23 protein-coding genes and 2 pseudogenes are annotated in these 21861 nt (G+C 72.7%); 18 read left to right on the top strand and 7 right to left on the bottom strand.

Translation table 11 applies throughout. The features are described from left to right. Positions 1-157 (top strand): annotated as a pseudogene (locus AB0C15_RS31555) (AAA family ATPase); the annotation flags it as partial. A 244-nt stretch (positions 158-401) separates the two neighbouring features. Here the strand turns inward: AB0C15_RS31555 and AB0C15_RS31560 are convergent. After that, positions 402-1289 (bottom strand): annotated as a pseudogene (locus AB0C15_RS31560) (A/G-specific adenine glycosylase); the annotation flags it as partial. 96 nt (positions 1290-1385) lie between these two features. Here AB0C15_RS31560 and AB0C15_RS31565 point away from each other — a divergent pair. The 3 genes from AB0C15_RS31565 to AB0C15_RS31575 all read left to right on the top strand — a co-directional run bounded on the left by AB0C15_RS31565 (position 1386) and on the right by AB0C15_RS31575 (position 3284). Beyond that, entirely contained in the window at positions 1386-1898 is a 513-nt protein-coding gene (locus tag AB0C15_RS31565) for an ACT domain-containing protein (RefSeq protein ID WP_357358215.1), read from the top strand. Beyond that, positions 1895-2467 carry a peptide deformylase gene (locus AB0C15_RS31570; protein ID WP_357358217.1) on the top strand — a complete coding sequence of 191 codons (573 nt, stop codon included), beginning with the start codon at positions 1895-1897 and terminating at the stop codon, positions 2465-2467. Before AB0C15_RS31565 ends, AB0C15_RS31570 begins: the two co-directional genes overlap by 4 nt. 106 nt (positions 2468-2573) lie before the next feature. Continuing rightward, on the top strand, positions 2574-3284 hold the full coding sequence (locus tag AB0C15_RS31575; RefSeq protein WP_357358219.1) for a hypothetical protein: 711 nt from the start codon (positions 2574-2576) through the stop codon (positions 3282-3284). A 6-nt stretch (positions 3285-3290) separates the two neighbouring features. On the opposite strand, the gene disA is transcribed toward AB0C15_RS31575, so the two are convergent. The 4 genes from disA to AB0C15_RS31595 all read right to left on the bottom strand — a co-directional run bounded on the left by disA (position 3291) and on the right by AB0C15_RS31595 (position 7909). Then, positions 3291-4475, bottom strand: coding sequence for a DNA integrity scanning diadenylate cyclase DisA (gene disA, locus AB0C15_RS31580; RefSeq protein WP_357358221.1), 1185 nt, complete (start codon positions 4473-4475; stop codon positions 3291-3293). Between the two features lie 131 nt (positions 4476-4606). Continuing rightward, positions 4607-6064, bottom strand: a complete 1458-nt coding sequence (gene radA / locus AB0C15_RS31585) for a DNA repair protein RadA (RefSeq protein WP_357358223.1) — start codon at positions 6062-6064, stop codon at positions 4607-4609. An 85-nt stretch (positions 6065-6149) separates the two neighbouring features. Next, positions 6150-6929: a hypothetical protein gene (locus tag AB0C15_RS31590; protein WP_357358225.1), complete on the bottom strand. Its 780-nt coding sequence runs from the start codon at positions 6927-6929 to the stop codon at positions 6150-6152. A gap of 140 nt (positions 6930-7069) precedes the next feature. Further along, a complete protein-coding gene (locus AB0C15_RS31595) occupies positions 7070-7909 on the bottom strand; it encodes a UbiA family prenyltransferase (RefSeq protein WP_357358228.1) in 840 nt (279 codons plus the stop codon). A gap of 46 nt (positions 7910-7955) precedes the next feature. On the opposite strand from AB0C15_RS31595, the gene AB0C15_RS31600 reads away from it, so the two are divergent. From AB0C15_RS31600 to AB0C15_RS31615, 4 genes are all read left to right on the top strand, one after another. Continuing rightward, the gene (locus AB0C15_RS31600) at positions 7956-8729 is read left to right on the top strand and encodes a methyltransferase domain-containing protein (protein ID WP_357358229.1); all 774 of its coding nucleotides are present in this window, start codon (positions 7956-7958) and stop codon (positions 8727-8729) included. Between the two features lie 40 nt (positions 8730-8769). After that, positions 8770-9936, top strand: coding sequence for an acyl-CoA dehydrogenase family protein (locus AB0C15_RS31605; protein WP_357358231.1), 1167 nt, complete (start codon positions 8770-8772; stop codon positions 9934-9936). A 94-nt stretch (positions 9937-10030) separates the two neighbouring features. Continuing rightward, positions 10031-11080, top strand: coding sequence for a type III polyketide synthase (locus AB0C15_RS31610; protein ID WP_357358233.1), 1050 nt, complete (start codon positions 10031-10033; stop codon positions 11078-11080). Between the two features lie 24 nt (positions 11081-11104). Next, positions 11105-11749, top strand: coding sequence for a hypothetical protein (locus AB0C15_RS31615; protein ID WP_357358235.1), 645 nt, complete (start codon positions 11105-11107; stop codon positions 11747-11749). Positions 11750-11829: 80 nt separating this feature from the next. On the opposite strand, the gene AB0C15_RS31620 is transcribed toward AB0C15_RS31615, so the two are convergent. Further along, a complete protein-coding gene (locus tag AB0C15_RS31620) occupies positions 11830-12513 on the bottom strand; it encodes a hypothetical protein (protein ID WP_357358237.1) in 684 nt (227 codons plus the stop codon). 328 nt (positions 12514-12841) lie between these two features. Between AB0C15_RS31620 and AB0C15_RS31625 the strand changes: the two genes are divergently transcribed. The 4 genes from AB0C15_RS31625 to AB0C15_RS31640 are packed head-to-tail and all read left to right on the top strand — an operon-like array spanning position 12842 to position 15617. Further along, complete coding sequence (locus AB0C15_RS31625; RefSeq protein WP_007073334.1) at positions 12842-13327, top strand: CarD family transcriptional regulator; 486 nt, start codon at positions 12842-12844, stop codon at positions 13325-13327. A 56-nt stretch (positions 13328-13383) separates the two neighbouring features. Beyond that, positions 13384-14079 (top strand): 2-C-methyl-D-erythritol 4-phosphate cytidylyltransferase, encoded by a 696-nt coding sequence (gene ispD / locus AB0C15_RS31630; RefSeq protein ID WP_357358239.1) that lies wholly within the window; start codon positions 13384-13386, stop codon positions 14077-14079. 16 nt (positions 14080-14095) lie between these two features. Beyond that, positions 14096-14578, top strand: coding sequence for a 2-C-methyl-D-erythritol 2,4-cyclodiphosphate synthase (gene ispF / locus AB0C15_RS31635; protein WP_357358241.1), 483 nt, complete (start codon positions 14096-14098; stop codon positions 14576-14578). A 10-nt stretch (positions 14579-14588) separates the two neighbouring features. After that, positions 14589-15617: a hypothetical protein gene (locus AB0C15_RS31640; protein WP_357358243.1), complete on the top strand. Its 1029-nt coding sequence runs from the start codon at positions 14589-14591 to the stop codon at positions 15615-15617. Here AB0C15_RS31640 and AB0C15_RS31645 read toward each other — a convergent pair. Next, the gene (locus tag AB0C15_RS31645; RefSeq protein WP_357358245.1) at positions 15614-16780 is read right to left on the bottom strand and encodes a cupin domain-containing protein; all 1167 of its coding nucleotides are present in this window, start codon (positions 16778-16780) and stop codon (positions 15614-15616) included. The two genes, AB0C15_RS31640 and AB0C15_RS31645, sit on opposite strands and share 4 nt — an antisense overlap. Before the next feature lie 94 nt (positions 16781-16874). Between AB0C15_RS31645 and AB0C15_RS31650 the strand changes: the two genes are divergently transcribed. The 6 genes from AB0C15_RS31650 to AB0C15_RS31675 all read left to right on the top strand — a co-directional run bounded on the left by AB0C15_RS31650 (position 16875) and on the right by AB0C15_RS31675 (position 21814). Continuing rightward, the gene (locus AB0C15_RS31650; protein WP_357358247.1) at positions 16875-17744 is read left to right on the top strand and encodes a hypothetical protein; all 870 of its coding nucleotides are present in this window, start codon (positions 16875-16877) and stop codon (positions 17742-17744) included. Beyond that, positions 17741-18937 carry a fumarylacetoacetase gene (gene fahA, locus AB0C15_RS31655; protein ID WP_357358249.1) on the top strand — a complete coding sequence of 399 codons (1197 nt, stop codon included), beginning with the start codon at positions 17741-17743 and terminating at the stop codon, positions 18935-18937. The genes AB0C15_RS31650 and fahA overlap by 4 nt, the downstream gene beginning before the upstream one ends. Positions 18938-19167: 230 nt before the next feature. Then, positions 19168-19377 (top strand): DUF397 domain-containing protein, encoded by a 210-nt coding sequence (locus AB0C15_RS31660; RefSeq protein WP_357358251.1) that lies wholly within the window; start codon positions 19168-19170, stop codon positions 19375-19377. A 144-nt stretch (positions 19378-19521) separates the two neighbouring features. Then, the gene (locus AB0C15_RS31665) at positions 19522-20004 is read left to right on the top strand and encodes an SRPBCC family protein (RefSeq protein WP_357358254.1); all 483 of its coding nucleotides are present in this window, start codon (positions 19522-19524) and stop codon (positions 20002-20004) included. An 81-nt stretch (positions 20005-20085) separates the two neighbouring features. Then, positions 20086-21345, top strand: coding sequence for a PQQ-binding-like beta-propeller repeat protein (locus AB0C15_RS31670; protein ID WP_357358256.1), 1260 nt, complete (start codon positions 20086-20088; stop codon positions 21343-21345). A gap of 88 nt (positions 21346-21433) precedes the next feature. Continuing rightward, positions 21434-21814: an LPXTG cell wall anchor domain-containing protein gene (locus AB0C15_RS31675; protein WP_357358258.1), complete on the top strand. Its 381-nt coding sequence runs from the start codon at positions 21434-21436 to the stop codon at positions 21812-21814. Positions 21815-21861 lie beyond the last annotated feature (47 nt).

Below are 21861 nucleotides of genomic sequence, written 5' to 3' on the forward strand. Positions count from 1 at the left end.
GATCGTCGTGGTCGACTGCGAAGGCGACCCCAACGACATCGACAACTCCAAGCTCGTCTTCCGCGGCTCGGACAAACCCGTCGCCGTCCCGGACGCCGTCCCGGCCGAGCTCGGTGGCACTGCCGCTGGCACCGCCGCCGCAGGTGTGGACGAGTAACGACAATCAGCAAGGAGCGGGGCCCCGGTGGCGTGAGCCACCGGGGCCCCGCTTTCTGCCTACCCCGCAGGCAACACGAGCCATCTCCCGCCCCCGGTCGTCCGCGCGCTGCGCGCTCGGCGCTGGCGCGAGACAGACCCGCGCAACATCAGCGAAAGTGTCGCCTCGCGGCGTCCGGAGGCAGCACTCTCTCTGATGTTGCGGGGCGGGCCGGCACGGTGGGGGTGGTGAGGTCGGCGGTGGGGAGGGACGGGCCGTCGCCGACCAGGCGGAAGGAGTCGGCGTCGACAGGTTCGACAAGTCCGTCCTGGACCAGGCCGGCGAGGGCGCGGGCGCGTTGCACGTCGTCGGTCCAGACCTGGTCGAGTCGCTGGTGCGGGACCGGCCCGGTGCTGTCCCGGAGCACGCCGAGCAGCAGGCCGCGTACCTGTCGGTCGGTGCCCGCGTACCGCTGGGGTCGGCGGGTCGGTCCTGCGGGCGCCTCCTGGCCGGAGGCCCGCCAGGCGCAGACGGACTCGACGGGGCAGGCCGTGCAGCGCGGTGAGCGGGCCGTGCAGATCACCGCGCCCAACTCCATGAAAGCGGCGCTGGCCAGTGCCGCTGCGGCCGGTTCAGCCGGGAGCAGTTCCTCGGTGGCGACCAGGTCGGCTGGTCGGGTGACCGGCCCGGCGTCCGGGTCGCCGGCCACCGCCCGGCTCACGACCCGGCGTACGTTGGTGTCGACCACCGGGTGTCGCTGCCCGTACGCGAAGGCGGCCACCGCCCGTGCCGTGTAGGTGCCGACCCCGGGCAGTGCCAGCAGTTGCTCCAGTCGGTCCGGCACCTGGCCGCCGTGCCGCTCGACGATCGCGACCGCGCAGTCGCGTAACCGGACCGCCCGACGCGGGTAGCCCAGACGTCCCCACATCCGGATCGCCTCGGCGGGGGTGTCCGCCGCCAGCGCGGCCGGGTCCGGCCAGCGGGCCAGCCATGCCTGCCAGGCCGGCAACACCCGGACCACGGGTGTCTGCTGGAGCATGACCTCGCTGACCAGGATGGCCCACGGGGTGACCCCGGGCTCACGCCAGGGCAGGTCACGGGCGTGCTGCTGGAACCAACGACTGACCAGGGTGGCGAACTCGGGTTGCGTCATGGCGTCGTTGATGATGTCACGCCCGGCGTTCCCGTTGGTTGGGCGGCTCGGGCGGGGTGCCACGTCGTCGTTCCGTGGACGGGGGAGAATGCGCGGATGAACGAGCTCGCGATCACCGTCATCGGTCGGGACCGGCCCGGCATCGTGGCCGACGTCGCGGAGGTGCTGGCCCGACTGGGCGCGAACCTCACCGACAGCACGATGACGCGGCTGCGAGGGCATTTCGCGATGACCCTCATCTGCACGGGCCCGGCCGCCGCCGAGGTCGAGGCCGCGCTGGCGTCGCTTGCCGCCGAGGGTCAGCTACTGGCGACGGTACGCGCGGTCACCCCGGACGGCGATGTCCCGCCTGCGGGTGAGCCGTACGTGATGGCGGTGCACGGTTCGGACCGGATGGGGATCGTCGCGGCGATGACCCGGGTGCTCGTGGACGCCGGGGGCAACGTCACCGACCTGAGTACCCGGTTGACCGGAGCGCTCTACGTGGTCCTGGCGGAGGTCGAGTTGCCGGCCGGTGTGGCGGACACTGTGGTCGACCGGCTGCACCGGACGGCCGCCGAGCTGGGCGTGGAGGTCACCCTCCGGCCGGCGGACCCGGATCTGTTGTGACCGGCGAGGAGCGCGGGCCGGACACCGGCCTGGGGGGCTGGACGCCGGAGTCGCTTGACGTGGCGGGCGAGGTGCTGGCGGTCGTCTCTGCCCCGCACCCGGTGCTGAGTCGGGCCGCGGACGAGGTCGATCCGACGGCGAAGGAGACGGTCCAACTCGCGGCCGATCTGATCGCCACGATGAGGGTCTCGCCGGGCTGTGTCGGGCTGGCGGCGCCGCAGGTCGGGGTCGGCGCTCGGGTCTTCGCGGTCGACGTGACCGGGCACCCGAAGGCGGTGACGGTGCACGGCACCTTCGTGCTGTGCAATGCGCGGGTGGTCGAGGCGACCCGGTGGAAGCCGGGCCGGGAGGGCTGCATGTCGGTGCCGGACCTGACCGGGGACGTGAAGCGGGCCAGCCGGTTGGTGGTGGAGGGTGATCTGCCGGGCAGCGGTGAGCCGGTCCGGCTGGTGACCGACGGCTTCGAGGCGCGGGCGTTGCAGCACGAGATCGACCACTGTGCGGGGCTGCTCTTCCTGGACCGGGTGGCCGGCGCACACGCCGTCTACCAGCGCAAGGTGTACCTGTGACCGGGACGCGCTCCATCCACAGTGGATGGTTTGCCGCGGGCGTCGAATCGGTTCCGGCGCGTCGTGCCGCCGTGGCGGGTACGGCGCGGCTACGGTGGGGGGCATCATGCGTCTGACGGTCGGCCCCCTGTCACCCGCCGTGTACTGGCGGCGTCGCGCCGTCGTACTCGGAGCGGGTCTCCTCTTCCTGATTGTCCTGCTCTACTCGTGCACCGGCTCCGATCGCTCCGGCGGCCGGGAGCCGAAGGCGGGTGGTTCGCCGTCGGCGACGTCCGCCGCGACGTCCGACTCCGCTGGCCCGGTGCTGACACCGCAGACCGGAGGCCCGTCACCGTCCGCTGATCCGGTTGCGACGAACCCCAGCCCGGCGATCACCAGCAACACGCCGCCGTTGGGCGCGGCGGCTGGTTCGGAGGACGACGGCACCTGCACCAACGACGAGATCAGCGTGGTCTCGTCGACGAGTCAGACGTCGGTGCAGCGCGGCGCGGTGGTCGAGCTCCAGTTGAAGATCAAGAACACGTCGGATCGAACCTGTAGTCGCAACGTCGGTGCCGACTTCCAGGAGATCTTCATCAAGTCCGGTGCCGAGAAGGTCTGGTCGTCGGACACCTGCGGCAAGGTCGTGGGCTCGGACGTGCAGTCCTTCACGCCGAACTTCGAGCGCTCCTACCAGGTGCCCTGGAACGGGCGGGACACCAGCCGTTGCGACGGTGCGCTGGCCGGCGGGCCGTTCGCGCCGGTCGGGTCGTACCAGGTGTTCGCTCGGGTGGGCACGAAGCTCAGCGAGCCGGTGAAGCTCACCGTCACCGGCTGAGCCGGGTCAGACGTAGCGTTCCAGGATGGATGCCTCGGCGAGCCGGGACAGCCCTTCACGGACACCGCGGGCCCGGGCGTCGCCGACCCCTTCGACGGCTTGCAGGTCTTCCACTGTCGCGCCGAGCAGCCGCTGGAGGCTGCCGAAGTGCAGCACCAGGCGGTCGACCACCGCCACCGGGAGACGGGGCACCTTGGCCAGCAGTCGGAAGCCGCGCGGACTGACGGCGGCGTCGAGCGCGTCGGACGCGGCCGGGTAACCGATCGCCTTGGCGACCGACACCAGGTCGATCAGCTCAGTGGCACCGAGCAGGTCCAGTTCGACGAGAGCCTCGTCCAGGGTGCGCGACTTGCGGCCGACGGGGAGGTAGTCCCGGATGACGAGTGTCCGGTCGGCGTCCACGCCGGCCATCAGCTCGTCGAGTTGCAGCGCGAGCAGGCGACCGTCGGTGCCCAGCTCCACCACGTAGCCGGCGATCTCGTCGGCGATCCGGCGGACCATCTCCAGTCGCTGCACCACGGCCACCGCGTCGCGCACGGTGACCAGATCCTCGATCTCCAGGGCGGAGAGCGTGCCGGACACCTCGTCAAGTCGGAGCTTGTAGCGCTCCAGGGTGGCGAGCGCCTGGTTGGCGCGGGAGAGGATGGCCGCCGAGTCGTCGAGCACGTGCCGTTGGCCGTTGACGTAGAGGCTGATGATCCGCATCGACTGGCTGACCGAGATGACCGGGTAACCGGTCTGCCGGGCCACCCGCTCAGCGGTGCGGTGCCGGGTGCCGGACTCTTCGGTCGGGATCGACGGGTCGGGCATCAGGTGCACGGCCGCCCGGACGATCCTGGTGCCGTCGCTGGAGAGCACGACAGCGCCGTCCATCTTGCACAGCTCGCGTACGCGGGTCGCGGAGAACTCCACGTCAAGCGGGAAGCCGCCGGTGCACAGGCCCTCGACCACCTTGTCGTAGCCGAGCACGATGAGCGCGCCCGTGCGGCCCCGCAGAATGCGCTCCAGGCCGTCGCGCAGGGCGGTGCCCGGGGCCATCAGGGCAAGGTTGGCCCGCAACGGATCTCCGGCGCTCCCGGCGGGCCCCGCAGTCACGTTCACGCTGATCGGGCGGGCCGGCGAGCCCACGGCGCCGGTGCGGGCCTGAGGCGGCGCGCCGGCTGGCTTGGTGGTATCGCGGTCGATCGGCACGGGCACAGTCTACGGACTGCCGTGCGGTGGGTGCTGTCGTGGTTACTGTGATGTGTCACGATGCCGCCCCCGTCGACGTTTCCCGCTTGTGACGTGCTGTCCGGTTTCGCCGTCATCGTCGGCACAGTGGGTCACTCGGCGGACGCACGGGCCGCATGGTGCAGCGCCGAACGGACGTCGGTGACCTCGGTCACCCGCATCTGCTCGGGCCCGGCGCCGGTGCTGGTCGGGCCGCAGCCGGGTGGGACCAGGGCCACCTTGAACCCCAGTCGGGCCGCCTCGGCCAGCCGGCGTGGCACCGCACCGACGCGGCGCACCTCGCCGGTCAGCCCCACCTCACCGATCGCCACCAGGTGCGGTGCGATCGCCAGGTTGAGCCCACCGGAGGCGACCGCCAGGGCCACCGCCAGGTCGGCGGCCGGCTCCACCACCCGGATGCCGCCCACGGTGGCGGCGAAGACCTCCCGGTCGTGCAGCGTCAGCCGCTCGGTGCGCCGTTGCAGCACCGCGAGCACCATTGCCAGGCGGGCCGAGTCGAGGCCGGAGACGGTGCGTCGGGGAGAGCCCGCCACCGTCGCGCCGATGAGGGCCTGCACCTCGGTGACCAGGGCCCGCCGCCCCTCCATGGCCACTGTCACGCAGGTGCCCGGGACCGGCTCCGCGTAGCGGGTCAGGAACAGCCCGGACGGGTCGGCCAGGCTGCTGATGCCGCCCTCGTGCATCTCGAAGCAGCCGACCTCGTCGGCCGCGCCGAACCTGTTCTTCACGCCGCGCACCAGGCGCAGCGACGAGTGCTTGTCGCCCTCGAAGTGCAGCACCACGTCGACCAGGTGCTCCAGCACCCGAGGCCCGGCCACCTGGCCGTCCTTGGTGACGTGCCCGACCAGCACGGTGGCGATGCCCCGCTCCTTGGCGACCGAGACCAGCGCGGCGGTGACCGCGCGGACCTGGGTCACCCCGCCGGGCACCCCCTCGGTGCCGGTGGTCGAGATGGTCTGCACCGAGTCGAGCACCAGCAGGCCCGGCTTGACCGCGTCGAGGTGGCCGAGCACCGAGGCCAGGTCGCTCTCGGCGGCGAGGTAGAGCTGCTCGTGCAGGGTGCCCATCCGCTCGGCACGCAGCCGCACCTGACTGACCGACTCTTCGCCGCTGACCACGAGCGAAGGGCTGCCGGCACCGACCGCCCACTGCTGCGCCACGTCGAGCAGGAGGGTCGACTTGCCCACGCCCGGCTCGCCGGCGAGCAGCACCACGGCGCCGGGCACCAGGCCGCCGCCGAGCACCCGGTCGAGCTCGCTGACCCCGGTGGGACGGGCGCGGGCCGGAGCGGCGCTGATGGTGGCGATCGGTCGGGCCGGCTCGGACGGCATCCGGGAGCTGACCACCCGACCGGAGACGGTCGGGCCGGTCACCGTGTGCTCGACCACCGCCCCCCACTCGCCGCACTCGGGGCAGCGCCCCACCCACTTGGGTGGCTGGTGCCCGCAGGCGTCGCACTGGTAGGCGGGACGCGGGTCGCGGGCGGCGGACCGACCACGGGAGGCGCCGGCCGTGCCGCCACGCGGAGGGGTCGATCGGGAGGTGGTCACATCAGGACGCTAGCCCCCGCGTACGACGAAAACACCCCGGCGTGGTGGTCACCACGCCGGGGTGTCTGTCGATGTGCGGGTCGGGTCACTCGTGGGTCGTGCCGCCCTCGTTGCCCTCGTAGCCGCCCTCGCGCTCGATGATCGGCGACGGAGGAGCCGCCGGCGTGAGCGGCACCGCGACCGGGGCCTGCCCGGTGACCGTGTTGCCGTTGCCGAAGTCGAAGGTCACGACGACGTTCTGGCCGGAACGCAGCGCCTCGGTCAGGCCGATCAGCCGGAGCTGCGTGGTGGCCTCGGAGTTGAACTGGATGTAGCTCAACGGCGCCAGCTCGATCCGGGCCGGCTGGCCCGGGGCGGCCGGGCTGGCCGAACCGGACGCCCGCGCCGACTCCGGGGCGGACGGGGTGGCCGAGGACGACCCGGTCTCGGAGGGCGTCGCCGACGGGCTCGACGAACCGGACGTCGAGGTCGACGGGCTTGCCGAACCGGATGGCGACGGGCTCATGGAGGCGGACTCCGCGGTGGACGGCGACGGGCTCGCCGAGCCGCCGCTGATCACCACCTCGCGGGCGCTCTCGGTGGTGACGGTGACCGTCACCGTCTCCTTGGAGTCGTTGTAGATCACGGCGCCGAGCCCCGCGTCCTGCCCGGCCCGGTAACCCTCGGTGCCCGGAAAGTCGACGAGCAGGCCGCGCACCGAGAAGGAACCGTTTTCGGTCGTGAGGTTGACGCCCTGGACCGACGGCTCCTTCAATGCGGTCTCGGCGATCTGACCGGTGCCGCATCCGGAAGCCAGCAGGCTGGCCGCCGCGATCCCGGACAGCAACAGAGCCGCCCGCCGGGATCCTCTGATCGAGCGCGTCACGTCGGTCCTCCTCGTCACAATCCCCACCCGGGCCGTACGCCGGGCACGGTGGCCATACCCGCGCAGACCGCGCTCCAGGGTAGTTGGGGCTGATCGAGGTCCGCACACGGACCCGGCAATGCCACCTGCCCGGGTGGCCCTCACACCACCCGACCACTCGCCACCAGCAGAACCACGTCGATGAGGGCCACCAGCATCACCGCCCGGAAGGCCGCCACCGGCCGCCGCCCGGCGCGGATCGCCGAGCGCCCGGCGTACCAGCTCAGTGGCGGCACCACGGCGGCCGTGCCGACCGCCGCCCAGCCGATCGCCGACGGCGGCCCGGGTGGTCCGAGGACCAGGGTCGCGGTCGCCGCGAGGAGCAGGCCCGCCGCGGCCATCCGGCTGCCGGCGGCACCCAGCCGGTGGGGCAGGCCCCGCACGCCGGTGCGGGCGTCGTCGGCCAGGTCGGGGAGCACGTTTGCGAAGTGCGCGCCGGCACCCAGGCAGGCCGCCGCCGCGACCAGCCAGACGGGTGGGGCGGGTCGACCGGGCAGCGCCAGCACCACGAAGGCGGGCAGCGCGCCGAACGACACGGCGTAGGGCAGCACCGAGAACGCGGTGGCCTTGAGCGGCCAGTCGTAGAGCAGGGCGGAGACCAGGGCGAGCGTCAGCCAGAACGCCGCAACGGGGTTCGTGGTCAGCGCCAGCAGTGGGCAGGCCACCGCGGCCGCCGCGGCGGCCCAGGCCGTGACGCGTCGACCGACCGCGCCACTTGCGACAGGTTTGTCGGTACGCCCCACAGTGGCGTCCCGCTCGGCGTCGAGCGCGTCGTTGGTCCAGCCGACGGCGAGTTGGCTGGCCAGCACGGCGAGCACCACCGAGACGATTCCGGTCGGCCGGTGGCCCACGCCCCAGGTCAGCAGACCGGCCACCGTGGTCACCGCTGCGGCCGGTTCCGGATGGCTCGCTCTGACCAGCCCTAACACCCTCGACGACATAAGGGAAGTCTGGTCGTTACCGAGCAGTCGTGCCACGCTCGGTTCCATGCGAGACGTGGCTGCGGCCGGGGCGTCCACCGGTCCGAGGGTGCTGCCGCGAAACGATCCGCGTCAGTACGACGATCTGGCCGGGGAGTGGTGGCGGCCGGATGGCGCGTTCGCGATGCTGCACTGGCTGGCCGAGGCGCGGGCCGCGCTGGTGCCGCCGGCCACCCGTCCGGGCGCGTTGCTCGTCGACCTGGGCTGCGGTGCGGGTCTGCTCGCGCCGCACCTGGCCGGCAAGGGCTACCGCCACGTCGGGGTGGATCTGACGCGCTCGGCGCTCGTCCAGGCGGCCGAGCACGGGGTGTGCGTGGTCCAGGGTGATGCCACCGCGGTTCCGCTGCCCGACGGCTGCGCCGACGTGGTCTCGGCGGGCGAGTTGCTGGAGCACGTGCCGGCCTGGCCGCGTGCGGTGGCCGAGGCGTGCCGGCTGCTGCGCCCCGGCGGTGTGCTGGTGCTGGACACCCTGAACGACACGGCGTTGGCCCGGCTCGTCGCGGTCCGGATCGCCGAGCGCCTGCCGACGGTGCCCCGCGGCATCCACGATCCGCGGTTGTTCGTGGACGCGCGGGCGCTCGTGGCGGAGTGCGCCCGGCACGGCGTCGACCTGCGGCTGCGGGGCATCCGTCCGCAGGTCGGCGGCATGCTCGCCTGGCTGCTGCGTCGGGCCCGCGCGGGCGCGTCGGCCGGTGCGGTGCCCGCCGGCCGCGCGCCGCGCATCGTGCCGACCCGGTCCACCGCCGTGCTCTACCAGGGCCGGGGGGTCCGCAAAGGATAGTCAGGCCGTGGCGGGGTATGGAACGCCGAGGAGGAACGAGATGACGGTGCACGCGCTTGAGGCAGCACGCCGGTTGGCACCGCGGTTCGCCGCGCGAGCGGCCGAGCACGACCGGGACGGTTCCTTCCCCGTGGACGACTTCGCCGACCTGCGCGAGGCCGGCCTGTTCGGGCTGATGGTGCCCCGGGCGCTCGGCGGCCTGGGGGCCACCTTCGCCGAGTACGCAGCGGTGGCCACTGAGCTTGCCCGGGGCAACGGTGCGACCGCCTTGGTGTTCAACATGCACGCCTCGGTGACCGGGGCGCTCGGCGCGGTCACCGAGGAGTTGGCCGAGGCGCTCGGTGTGCCGGACGAGGCGCTCGCCGCCCGCGACCGACTGCTCAGCGCGGCGGCGCAGGGCTCGTGGTACGCGGTCGCGATGAGCGAGCGGGGCGCGGGCGCGCGGCTGTCCCAGCTGACCACGGCGTACGAGCCGACCGACGGGGGCTGGCACCTCAAGGGCAGCAAGACCTTCTGCTCCGGAGCCGGGCACGCGGACGGCTATCTGGTGGCGGCCCGCAGCGCGGTCGACCAGTCGGTGGTCTCCCAGTTCCTGGTGCCGGCCGGCGACGGGCTGACCGTGGAGCCGACCTGGGATTCGCTCGGCATGCGCGCCACCTCCTCCCACGACCTGCACCTGGACGTCAGCGTGCCCGCCGACCGGCTGCTCGGCGGGGTGGAGGGGCTGGCGCTTGTGGTCGCCCAACTGATGCCGCACTGGCTGGTGGCCAGTTACGCCGCCGTCTACGTGGGGGTGGCCCGAGCGGCGATCGACGCGGCGGCCGAGCACCTCAACGCCCGCAACCTGGCCGGTCTGCCGGCGGTGCGGGCCCGGCTGGGTCGGGCGGACGCGGCGACGGCCGCCGCACAGTTGGTGGTGGCCGAGGCGGCCCGCCGGGTGGACGAGGCGCCCGGTGACGAGGAGACCAACCGCTGGGTGTGGCGGGCGAAGCTGCTCGCCGGCACCACGGCGGCCGAGGTGGCGGCGTCGGTGCTGGAGGCGGCGGGCACCTCGGCCACCCGTCGTGGTCATCCGCTGGAGCGGCTCTACCGCGACGCCCGCTGCGGCTCACTGCACCCGGCCACGTCGGACGTCTGCGCCGACTGGCTCGGCATCGCCGCGCTCGGCGGCGACCCGGACCGTGACGGATCGGCACCGCGTTGGTGAGCCCGCGCCACCGGGCTCGTACGGAGAGACGACCAGCCGAGGTGGCTGGTGGGAAGGCCAGGGGGAGGACAGCATCTGACGAGAGGTGGGGATCGTGTCCGTACCAGTGATCGCGGGGCTCGGAACAGCGCAGCCGCCGTCCGCTTCGCAGGACGAGTTGTGGGAGGGTTTCTTCTCCAAGCACTTCTCCGGCACGACCCGGTCGTTGGCCCAGCGCATCTTCGCCAACTCGGGGGTGACCCGACGGCAGGCGGCGGTCAACCCGCTGCTCGAAGACGTCTCGGACTGGCCGACCGAGCGCCGGATGCGCCGTTACCAGGTGGAGGCGCTGCCGCTCGGCAAGGAGGCGGTGGGTCGGGCGTTGACCGCGGCCGGGCTGGACGCCGGCGACATCGGGTTGTTCATCGTCTGCTCCTGCACGGGGTACGCCACCCCGGGGCTGGACATCCTCCTCGCCCGTGACCTGGGCATGGCAGCGGACACCCAACGGATGGTCATCGGCCACATGGGCTGTTACGCGGCGCTGCCGGGGCTCGGCGCGGCAAGTGACTTCGTCGCCGCCCGGGGGCGACCGGCGCTCCTGCTCTGCGCCGAGCTGACCAGCCTGCACATCCAGCCGTCGAGTGCCCGGGTGGACACCCAGCAGATCGTCTCCCACGCGCTCTTCTCGGACGCCGCGGTCGCCGCCGTGGTCGTGCCGGGCGGCCGGGGGTACGCGCTACGCGAGGTCACCGCCGTCACCGACACCTCGACCGCCGACCACATGACCTGGGACGTCACCGATGCGGGGTTCCGGATGGGGTTGTCGCCGAAGGTGCCGCAGGTGTTGTCGAGGCACGTCCGTGGGCTGGTCGAGGACCTGTTGGCCCGGCATGGCGTCACCAGCGCCGAGGTGGACGGTTGGGCGGTGCACCCGGGCGGGCCGCGGATCCTCAACGTGGTCGAGCGGGAGTTGGCGCTGCCTCCGCTGGGGCTGGCGGCGTCCCGGGCGACGCTCGACGAGCACGGCAACTGCTCGTCGCCGACGGTCCTGCTGATCCTGGACCGGCTGGGCCGGGCTGCCCCGGCGGCTCGGCGCATCGTCATGCTTGCCTTCGGCCCCGGCCTCACCCTCTACGCGGCCCTGCTCGATCGACAGGACTGAACCTTCGGCCGGTACGCTCGGGAGGTGGATGCGACGGCGGACGACCGGCTGCGTTCGGTGGTGCTGTTCGGTGCCGCGGTGGCGGTCCTGGTGGCCGGCGGCTGGTGGTGGCGTTCCGCCGCGCCCGCCTCGACGGCCGGGGCGGCGGCCTCTCCCACGGCGACGCCGAGCGCCGAGCGGAGCGTCAGCACCCCGCTGGAACGCCTCATCGTGGCTGAGGAGCCCGAAGAGCGGATCACGGCTCGGATGGACCCCGACACCGGCGAGGTGGTCCGGGTGCAGAGCAGCCCGTGGGCGGAGGTCGACCCGGTGACGGGCTCGATCACCGACATCGAGGGCGATCCCGAGGCGCTCTTTCCCGCAGGTGACCTGCCGCCGTTCCGCGAGACGATCTGGCGGGAGCAACGGGAGCTCGCTCCGGGGCAGGGGCTGACCCGACAGGCCAGCAACGATGGCGCCCGCTACCTGCTGCAGTATCGGTGCACCCGGCCGGGCACGTTGGTGGTGACGTCCACCGGGGCCGAGATCGTCGGTGAGCCGCGTATCGACTGTGACGGCGCGATCGCCAGTGCCGAGGTACGACCCGGAAGCGGGCCGTTCCGGGTGTCGCTGTCGGCCGTCGGCCGGCCCATCGACATCGAGGTGCAGCTCGTCGCGCTGCCCCGCTAGGGCCTGTGTCGAAGTCCCGGTCGAGCCTGGGCCCGCCGCAGACCGGCCAAGGGCTTTGACACAGGCCCTGGGCACCCCGGTCAGGAGGCGAGGGCGCTCAGGTCGTGCCGGTAGGACTCGACGGTGCCCAGGTCGGGGAAGACCCGGGTCACGGTGCCGGCCCGGTCGACGAGCAGCGCGGTTGCGGTGCCCGGGCGGGCCGGCTGGCCCAGGAACGACCGCAGCCCTCCGGCGGGGTCGGCCAGGGCGTGGACCGGCCGCTGGGTGGTGGGCCCGGTCGGGACCGTCCGCCCGCCGGTGACGGTGACCACGGCGACGCCGGCGGGCGCGGCTGCCAGGGCGTCGGTGACCCGGTCCGGGCAGGGGCAGCCGTCCAGCAGGATGATCATGGCGGGGAGCAGGCCGCGCAGTGGCACGGGGGCGTCGTCCGCACCGACCAGATCCAGTGCGGGTAGCGCCCGACCGGTGAGGGTCGCGGGTGGCGTGTGGGGGGCCGGGGTCGGCCGGTCGGTGCTGCGGTTGGCCCGGGGCCAGGTGACCACCACCAGACCGGCCAGGGTGGTGAGGACCGCCACCAGCAGGACCAGCAGCGGTAGGCCCAGAGCCCGGCGGTCGCCGCCGGCACGGCGCAGCTCACGGCGGATCTGGGCGGCCTCGGCGGCAAGTGCGGACGCGTCGTCGGGGACCACCACCCGGCCCCATTCGGGCGGCAGGCCGGGCAGGCCGTCGGCTGGCCCGTGACCCTCTGCGTCCGGCTTGCCCATCGGACCCCCTGGAAGCGTCTCGAGAGCTGAGTGCGGCTCGGTCTCCAGGGTCGCGCACCGGGGGCACCTCCCGCTACATCTGGGCGCGGTTCCGCTGGCCGGGCTACCATGGGAGGAGCGCATAGCCCTTGATCTCGACGTTCTGTTCACCCGTACCGGGCAGTCATTTGTGTGTTACGGAGCGTGTTCGAACCATCGGTTTGACCGCCTGTCAAGCTGAAGCAAGACCTCTCACAGGGCCCCTGAGCTGCGCCAACGGTCAGGACATCGGTGAGACATCGGTGCCTGAGCGTGTTACCCTAGACACAGCGAAAGGGGTTTCGAACCTATGGTTTTCAGTGTCGGCGAGACCGTTGTTTACCCCCACCACGGGGCCGCACTCATCGAGGCAATCGAGACTCGGGTCATCAAGGGCGAGCCTAAGCAATACCTCGTCCTGAGGGTCGCGCAGGGTGACCTGACGGTCCGGGTGCCGGCCGAGAACGCCGAGATCGTGGGCGTCCGCGAGGTGGTTGGCGAAGAGGGCCTCGGTAAGGTCTTCGACGTTCTGCGGGCTCCGCACACCGAGGAGCCGACCAACTGGTCGCGGCGTTACAAGGCAAATCTGGAGAAGCTGGCTTCCGGCAACCCGCTGAAGGTCGCCGAGGTCGTGCGTGACCTGTGGCGCCGGGAGCGGGAGCGGGGCCTCTCTGCGGGCGAGAAGCGGATGCTCGCCAAGGCCCGCGACATTCTCGTCGGCGAGGTCGCGCTGGCTGAGAAGAGCACCAAGGATGAGGCGGAGACGCTGCTCGACAAGGTCCTCACCGAGGCCTAGTCCGCACAGCATCGTCGTACCCACTTCGTAATGATGAAACCACCGAGGACCGCGACGTGACCGCGCAGCTCAACCCGCGCGGTGACGTCGCGGTCCTCGTGCCTGCGGCGGGTGCCGGCGTACGGCTCGGCCCCGGCCGACCCAAGGCGCTGCGCCTGCTCGCCGGTGAGCCGCTGTTGGTGCACGCCGTGCGACGGCTGGCTGCCGCGCCCTCGGTGCACACCATCGTGGTGGCCGCGCCGCCAGCCGAGGTCCAGGCCGTCCGCGAGCTGTTGGCCCCGGTCGCACCGGTGATCGTGGTGCCCGGCGGCGTGGAACGGCAGGCGTCGGTGGCTGTCGCGCTTGCCGCGGTGCCCGCCGGCCCGACGATCGTCCTGGTGCACGATGCCGCCCGCGCGCTCACCCCACCCGATCTGGTGGAATCCGTCGCGGCGGCGGTCCGTGGCGGGCATGCCGCGGTGATCCCGGTCCTGCCGGTCGTCGACACCATCAAGGAAGTCGATGCCGACGAGGTGGTGCTCGGCACCGTCGACCGTTCCGCCCTGCGGGCGGTGCAGACCCCGCAGGGCTTCCGTCGGGCCGTGCTCAGCGCCGCACACGCCGCCGCCGGCGACTCCCTCACCGACGACGCCGGGCTGGTGGAGAAGCAGGGCGTCGCGGTGAGCTGCGTGCCCGGCTCGGAGTACGCGCTGAAAATCACCCGACCGTTCGACCTGGCTCTGGCCGAGCATCTGCTTGCCGCGGGCGGTTGACGCGTACCCTCTGGTCATGATCGTTCCCCGGGTCGCCATCGGCACCGATGTGCACGCGTTCGAGCCTGGCCGACCCTGCTGGGTGGCCGGGCTGCTCTGGCCCGACCAGGACGGCCTGGCCGGGCACTCGGACGCCGACGTGGCCGCCCATGCCGCCTGCAACGCGCTGCTCTCCGCCGCCGGTCTGGGTGATCTCGGTTCCGCCTTCGGGGTGGACCAGCCGGAGTGGGCCGGCGCCTCCGGGGTCGCGCTGCTGACCGAGACGGCCCGCCGGGTGCGGGCCGCCGGCCTGGAGATCGGCAACGTCTCCGTGCAGGTCATCGGCAACCGTCCCAAGATCGGCCGGCGTCGCGCGGAGGCCCAGGAGGTCCTCAGCGCCGCAGTCGGTGCCCCGGTCACCCTCTCCGCGGCGACCACCGACGGGCTCGGCTTCGCCGGCCGTGAGGAAGGGTTGGCCGGGGTCGCGGTGGCCCTGGTGTACGACGCTCCGGCCGCCTAAGCTCGCCGCGATGTCCAGCGATCCCACCCCCGACCAGTCCGCAGCCGACGGCTACGCCCAGCGGGCCCAACTCCTCGCCGAGCTCGGCCGCTACGACGAGGCGGCCGGGGAGTTGGCCTACGGGCTGGCCCTCCAACCGGACGACGTGGGCGCGCTGACCATTCTGGCCCGGGTGCACCTGGCCGCCGACCGCCCCGGCGAGGCGCTCACCTCCGCCGACGCGGCCGTGGCCGTCGCCCCGGAGGCCCTGCCGCCGCTGGTGGCCAGGGGCATGGCCCTGACCGACCTGGAGCGCTACAGCGAGGCGGCCGCCACCGCCGACCGGATCCTCGGCCTCGGCCCGACCGACGCGTACGCGCAGCGCAGCGCGGCGGCGATCCTGGCCGAATCCCGCAACGGTCAGCCGGCGCTGAACGCGGCGTGGCGTGGTGTCGAGCTGGCCCCCCAGGAGCCACAGGCGCACCTCGTGCTCAGCCTGGTCGCCGCCCGACTCAACCTGTTCGACCTGGCCGAGCGGGCCTACCGGGAGGCGCTGCGGCTCGACCCGCGGATCGCCGAGGCCGGCCACGACGTGGGTGTCCTGCGGCTGGAGCAGCGCCGCTGGTCCGAGGCGTTGGAAGACATCGCCGAGGCGGTGACGACCAGCCCGAGTCGGATCGACTCGCCACGGACCCTCGCGTACGGGTTGCACCGCCTGGTGCTCTACGGCGCGGGCTGGTCGCTCGTCGCGGCGGTGCTCGTCGCGTTCGCGGCGTCGGCGAGCGGCGGCTTCTCCCGCATCCTGGCGGTCCTCGCCGCGCTCACCGGCGCGATCGTCGTCTGGCAGCTCGCGGCCCGACTGCCGGGGCTGACCCGGACCGTCCTGCCCGCCATGCTGCACGCGGACCGCGCGATGGCCCTGGCCGTCTACGCCGTGGCCGCCGCGCCGCTGCTGCTGCTGGTGTACGCCATGGTCGGGTCCCCGTGGCCGCTGGTGCTCGCCATCGCCGTCACGGCGGTGGCCGAGTTCGCCGTCTTCACCAGAACCGCGATCCGCTAACCGCGACGGGCCCAGGTCCAGGCGTACGCCTCGTCCTCGCAGGCGCTCGCGGCGTCGCAGAGATCCAGTGGGCGGAAGGTGTCGACCATGACCGCCAACTCGTCGAAGTAGTCGGCTCCGATGGACCGCTCGGCGGCACCCGGCTGTGGGCCGTGGGTGAAGCCGGACGGGTGCAGCGAGATCGAGCCCTGCTCGATGCCGGAGCCGCGCCGCGCCTCGTAGTTGCCACCGGTGTAGAAGAGCATCTCGTCGGAGTCGACGTTGTGGTGGTTGTACGGCACCGGGATCGACTGCGGGTGGTAGTCGACCTTGCGCGGCACGAACGAGCAGATGACGAAGTTGGGCCCCTGGAAGGTCTGGTGCACCGGTGGGGGCTGGTGGATGCGGCCGGTGATCGGCTCGAAGTCGTGGATGGAGAAGGCCCACGGGTAGAGGTGCCCGTCCCAGCCGACCACGTCGAACGGGTGGTGGGCGTAGACGTAGCGGGTCCACCCGCGTCGGTGCCGGACCAGCACCTCGACCTCCTCGCCGTCGACGAGCAGCGGGGTGTCGGGGCCGCGGACGTCCCGCTCGCAGTAGGGCGAGTGCTCCAGGAACTGGCCGCGTACGGAGAGGTAGCGCTTGGGCGGGCCGATGTGCCCGGACGCCTCGACGGCGAGCAGTCGGACGGGCTGGTCGCCGGTGGGCACCAGCCGGTGGATGGTCGAGGTGGGGATGACGACGTAGTCGCCGGCGACCGCGTCCAGCACCCCGAACGGGGACTCGACCCGCAGGGTGCCCGACTCGACGTAGAGGCAGTGGTCGCCGGTGGCGTCGCGGAACAGCGGTGAGGGTCGGTCGGCGAGGACGTACCCGATCCGTACGTCGTCGTTGGCGAGCAGGTACTGCCGGCCGAGGACGGGGTCGGAGCCGCCGGTGTCCAGTTTGTGGGTGCGCAGGTGGCGGGGTTTGAGCGGCAGGTTCGGTGCCCGGGTGAACGCGGGCGGGGTGAACTCGTCGGCGGCCAGGATCGCGGTGGGCGCGTGCCGGTGGTAGAGCAGGGACGAGTCGGAGGAGAAACCCTCCTGGCCCATCAGCTCCTCGGCGTAGAGGCTGCCGTCGGGCTGCCGGAACTGGGTGTGGCGCTTGCGTGGCACCTCGCCGACGCTGCGGTAGTACGGCATCTCGCCTCCCGATATGTCCCGTTCACCGGCCGAAGGCGTCCGATAATCGGACGCTGTTGTCCGTTCCTCGTAGCGTCCCGTACATTCTTGTTCCGTGTCAACGCAGGTGCCCACACTCCTGGCCGGCCTGGTGGACGACGCCGCCGTCTTCCCGCCGGGCAGCGCCACGCTGCACGACGCCCTGACCGCCCACCGCCAACACCGCGCCGCCTGGTACGCCGATCTGGTCGGCCCGCTGCTGATCCCCGCCTCGGACGCGGCGGCCGGTGCGCTGACCGGCCTCGTCGACCCGGGCGAGGGCCTGGTGGTCGGCGTCATCGGTGACACCGGAGTCGGGAACCTGCCGTTCGCGCTGTCGTTTCTCGCCCCGGACGGCGTCACCCCACGTCAGGTGGAGGTGGCGGTCGCCAAGCGTGGTGAGGACCCGCTGCCCGGCATCGCCAAGTTGCTACGGCTCACCGACGCGCTGCCGGGTGTGGCGGCCGTCTACGCCGAACTGCCGCTGACCTTCGGGCTGATGGGCGCGCTCGACGCGCTCGTCGCCGCGCGCGCCGACGGGGTGCCGATCGCGGCCAAGTTCCGCACCGGCGGCCTGGCCGCCGAACTCTTCCCCACGCCGACCGAGCTGGCCACGGTGATCTGCGCCTGCCGGGACCGGGGCCTGCCGTTCAAGCTCACCGCCGGGCTGCACCAGGCGCTCCGACACCTGGACCCGGAGACCGGGTTCACCCACCACGGTTACGCGAACGTGCTGGCCGCGACCCTGGCCGCCGCCGACGGCGACGGGGTGCGCTCGGTCGCCGAGCTGCTGACACTCGTCGACCCGCGCCCCCTGGTGGAGCGCGCGACGGCACGGCTGGACGCACCCCGCCCCCTGTGGGTGGGCTTCGGCTCGTGCAGCATCCTGGAACCACTTACCGATCTGATCCGGCTTGGGCTGGTGAACGGGGGCTACGACGCATGACCTGGGTGACCGGTGCCGACGGTTCGCCGTACGGGGTGACGAACCTGCCGTACGGGGTGTTCCGGCGAGACGGTGGTCCGTCCCGGATCGGCGTACGCATCGGGTCCTGGGTCCTCGACCTCGCAGCCGCGGAGGCCGCCGAACTGGTGCTTGCCGCCGGCACGCTGTGTCGGCCCGTGCTCAACGACTTCATGGCCCTGGGTCGTCCGCAGTGGACGGCGGTACGCCAGCGGCTCACCGAGCTGCTGACCGACCCGGCGCACCGGGCCGCGGTCGAGCCGCTGCTGGTGCCCCTCGACGAGGTGGAGTTGCTGCTTCCCATCGCGGTCTCGGACTACGTGGACTTCTACTCGTCCGAGCAGCACGCGGCGAACGTGGGGCAGATCTTCCGTCCCGGCCAGCCGCCCCTGCTGCCCAACTGGAAGCACCTGCCGATCGGTTACCACGGCCGGGCCGGCACCGTGGTCGTCTCCGGCACGCCGGTGACCCGGCCGACCGGGCAGCGGGCGTCCGCCGACGGTCCGGTCACCGGGCCGTCGGTACGCCTCGACATCGAGGCGGAGGTCGGCTTCGTGGTGGGCGTACCCAGCGCGCTCGGCGACCGGGTCGCGGTGGACGACTTCGCCGACCACGTCTTCGGGGTGGTGCTCGTCAACGACTGGTCGGCCCGGGACATCCAAGCCTGGGAGTATCAGCCGCTCGGCCCGTTCCTCGGCAAGTCGTTCGCCACCTCGGTCTCGGCCTGGGTGACGCCGCTCGACGCGCTCGCCGACGCCTTCGTGCCGGCCTCCGACCAGGACCCGCCGGTGGTCGACTACCTGCGCGACGTACCGCACCTGGGACTGGACCTCCGCCTGACGGTCGAGTGGAACGGCGAGCGGGTGAGCGAGCCCCCGTTCGCCACCATGTACTGGACCCCCGCGCAGCAGTTGGCGCACCTCACCGTCAACGGTGCCTCGCTGCGGACCGGTGACCTGTACGCCTCCGGGACCGTCTCCGGCCCCGACCGGGCGCAGGTCGGGTCCTTCCTGGAGCTGACCTGGGGCGGGGCCGAGCCGGTGAAGGTGGGCGAGGAGAGTCGCACCTTCCTCGAGGACGGCGACACGGTGAGGATCACGGCCACCGCCCCCGGCCCGGACGGCACCAGCATCGCCCTCGGCGAGGTGTCCGGCACGGTTCGTCCGGCCCGCTGAGCCCGGGACCGCAGCTCGGCCGGTCAGCTCGCCCGGTCACTGCCGTCGTTCACTGACGCCCTTACTGTCAGGTCATCGACTCGTCTCGTTCACGGGACTCTTGATCGCACAGCGGGTGCGATCAAGAGCCCTCGTTGCGCCGTTGGTCACGCGGATCACGTTGTCCCGCGCGGGCGGGCTCACGCCCGGCCGCAGCGGGAGGCATCCCGACACACACGGAGGTAACGACGATGCACGATCTTACGGGCGCGGTCTGGCGTACCAGCAGCCGCTCCAACGACCAGGGGCTCTGCGTGGAAGTGGCGGACAACCTCGTCGACGTCCACGGTCTGGTCGGAGTCCGTGACTCCAAGGACCAGGCCGGTCCCACACTCGCGGTCAGCCCGCCGGGGTGGACAGCGTTCATCGGTGCGATTCGGGCCGGTCGCTTCGAACGCTGACCGGCGCTTCGGCACCGGTCGACGACGACCGGTGCCGAAGCGACAGCCCAATCGGACGACGTGCCCCCCGAGTGGTGGGAATTCCGCCTCGGGGGCCCCGTCCGGCCCTCACTCCGCGTACCGTCGGGGACACGGGAGGGTGGCATGTCGACGGTGGCGATTACCGGGATCATCGAGGCGCACGCTGTCGACGTCTGGCGTCTGCTGACCGACCTGCCCGGCCGATCGGCCCGGCTCACTGCGGCCGGCCCGATCGAGGTGCTCACCCCTGGTGCGTTCGGGCCCGGCACCTCCTGGCGTGAGGAGCGCGTCCAGCCCGGCGGCGGCACGCTGACCGAGGAGTTCCTGGTGGTCGAGGCGCACGCGCCGCAGCGACTGGTGCTCTGTTCCTCCGGCGCCGGCGCGGACTACCGGATCACCTGGAGCCTGCGCCCGGTCCGCCGTCGCCGTCGGGGCTGCACGGCGGTCACCGTCACCCACGAGGCGGTGCCGACCGCTCCGTACGGCCGGGTGGTGGCGCTGCTGCTCGGCGGGCTGGTTGCGCGGGCGGTCGAGGCCGCGCTCCGTCGCGACCTCGACGATCTTGCCGCCGCCGCGGGTGCGATCGGTTCCGTCGAAGCCGCCTGAGCGCCCACCTGCCACCCGTCGCCGTGACCTGAACGGGGTCCGACCCCCTGCGCTGGGTAGGGTGCCGGGCGGAGGTGCGGCATGAGGTTCCCGAGAGCCCGGCGACGGCTCGTGATCGCGGTCGCGGCCCTGCTGGCGACGGCGACGGTCGCGGTCATCGTCCACCGGGTCCTCGCGCCGGCAGAGGTGAGCACCGTGGCGCGGGCCGACTATCCGGCCCGGGCCACACCGGCTGCCGGCGTGGTCGGTCGGTTGCCGGTCGCCCCGTTGATCGTCGACGGACGACTGCGGGTGTACGCCGCACACCGCCAGGTCTACGCCGACCGGCCGGTCGACGGGCGGTACCGGACCTCGCCGTTCTGGTCGTACCGGCGGTGGCCGGCCGAGCTGACCGGAGTGGTGGCCAGCGGTCGTACCGTCGTCAGCCGCTGGTCCGACGGCCGGGTGGTGGCGCTCGACGCGTCCACCGGTCGGGTGCTGTGGCGCGCCGACGGCCCGGTGCCGGCCGAGACCGACGCAATGGTGCGACGGACCGGGGCAGCCACCGTCTGGGATCCGCCTGGGCTCTACCGCGCCGGCCTGCCGGACGGCCGGACGCTGCTGGTGGTGACCGGCGACCGCGAGGCGCGTGGGATCGATCTGACCGAGGGTCGGCAACTGTGGCGGGTCGACCTGCCCGGTGCCTGTCGCAGCGACGTCGGCACGACCCGCACCGGCCAGTTGATCGGCCTGGACACCTGCGCCGGGCCGGCCGCTGTCGAGTTCCGGGACGCGGCCACCGGCGCGGTCCAGTCGCGCTGGCGGCCGGCGGATGCCCCGAACGGGTTGGTGGTGACTCCGCTCGGCTGTCGTACCGGCCACTCGGACTGCTCCGGCCTGCGGACCGCCGGGCCGGGCGACGCCGGTGGTCGGGGCTGGCTGATGGGAGCGGGCGAGCCCGCCCCCGCCACCGCGCTGGACCCGGCCGACACGACCCTGGTCGACGAACAGGCGGTGACGGTGCTCGACGGGACCGCGGTGGGCCGTTCGGCACGGACCGGCACCGAGCGGTGGCGCTTCGGTGGCCTCGGACCGGCCGCGCGGGTACTCGCCGTCCAGCCCGGCCGGCTGCACCTGCTCACCGAGGAGAACGACCTGGTGACGCTGAACCCGGTGACCGGCGCGCAACTGTCCCGTTTCCGGCTGAACGTCGGCTCGGACGGCACCGGCTGGACGGCCGGCGCGGTCGCCGCCGACGATGGATACGTGGCGGTGGAACGAGTCCGGCGGCCGGTCGACCCGGATGCCGATGACCAGCGGTACTTCCTGTCGTCCGAACCGGTGATCCTGGTGGTGAGCTGAGGCCGGGGAACCGGCAATCACGGTTCTGGTTCACGTTCGGCGATAGGGTCCCCTCAACATCACTGTGCGTGATCCGGGGGTAACCGACATGCTGTACCGACGACTGCTCGCGATCCCGGTCGCCGGCCGGCTGGGCCTGGTCGCGCTCGTTGTCCTCGCGGCTGCGCTCCTCGCGCCGGGCGCCCCGAACGCCGCCGGCCAGCCGTCCGGCAGGGTGGCGCCGAGCGCCGGCACCGGAGTGACGTTCGAGGTGCGTCCGGCACCGACCACGGCCCCACCCACCCAGCCGCCCACGCCGACGGCGCGACCGACCGAGACCGCCCGGCCGCAGCCGCCGACCCGCTCACCGCAGCACGGCGGCGAGCTGCCGGTCACCGGTGTGGGGTCATCGGTTCTCGTCCTGATTCTGCTTGGTGCGGCGCTTGTGGTCAGCGGGGTCCTGCTGCGCCGGCGGCACTCGACCGATTAGGTTAAAACGGACAAAAAGCACGATAGATCCTTCAGACTGCTAGACGG

The organism is Micromonospora sp. NPDC048835 (genome assembly GCF_040649995.1).
Taxonomy (GTDB): Bacteria; Actinomycetota; Actinomycetes; order Mycobacteriales; family Micromonosporaceae; genus Micromonospora.

Bases quoted from the DNA above. Each gene is read 5' to 3' on its own strand.
- AB0C15_RS31565 (WP_357358215.1), top strand. From the start codon at position 1,386: ATGAACGAGCTCGCGATCACCGTCATCGGTCGGGACCGGCCCGGCATC.
- fahA (WP_357358249.1), top strand. From the start codon at position 17,741: ATGACCTGGGTGACCGGTGCCGACGGTTCGCCGTACGGGGTGACGAAC.
- AB0C15_RS31595 (WP_357358228.1), bottom strand. From the start codon at position 7,909: ATGTCGTCGAGGGTGTTAGGGCTGGTCAGAGCGAGCCATCCGGAACCG.
- AB0C15_RS31600 (WP_357358229.1), top strand. From the start codon at position 7,956: ATGCGAGACGTGGCTGCGGCCGGGGCGTCCACCGGTCCGAGGGTGCTG.
- AB0C15_RS31620 (WP_357358237.1), bottom strand. From the start codon at position 12,513: ATGGGCAAGCCGGACGCAGAGGGTCACGGGCCAGCCGACGGCCTGCCC.
- AB0C15_RS31605 (WP_357358231.1), top strand. From the start codon at position 8,770: ATGACGGTGCACGCGCTTGAGGCAGCACGCCGGTTGGCACCGCGGTTC.
- AB0C15_RS31625 (WP_007073334.1), top strand. From the start codon at position 12,842: ATGGTTTTCAGTGTCGGCGAGACCGTTGTTTACCCCCACCACGGGGCC.
- AB0C15_RS31665 (WP_357358254.1), top strand. From the start codon at position 19,522: ATGTCGACGGTGGCGATTACCGGGATCATCGAGGCGCACGCTGTCGAC.
- ispF (WP_357358241.1), top strand. From the start codon at position 14,096: ATGATCGTTCCCCGGGTCGCCATCGGCACCGATGTGCACGCGTTCGAG.
- AB0C15_RS31675 (WP_357358258.1), top strand. From the start codon at position 21,434: ATGCTGTACCGACGACTGCTCGCGATCCCGGTCGCCGGCCGGCTGGGC.
- AB0C15_RS31640 (WP_357358243.1), top strand. From the start codon at position 14,589: ATGTCCAGCGATCCCACCCCCGACCAGTCCGCAGCCGACGGCTACGCC.
- AB0C15_RS31575 (WP_357358219.1), top strand. From the start codon at position 2,574: ATGCGTCTGACGGTCGGCCCCCTGTCACCCGCCGTGTACTGGCGGCGT.
- AB0C15_RS31660 (WP_357358251.1), top strand. From the start codon at position 19,168: ATGCACGATCTTACGGGCGCGGTCTGGCGTACCAGCAGCCGCTCCAAC.
- AB0C15_RS31645 (WP_357358245.1), bottom strand. From the start codon at position 16,780: ATGCCGTACTACCGCAGCGTCGGCGAGGTGCCACGCAAGCGCCACACC.
- AB0C15_RS31670 (WP_357358256.1), top strand. From the start codon at position 20,086: ATGAGGTTCCCGAGAGCCCGGCGACGGCTCGTGATCGCGGTCGCGGCC.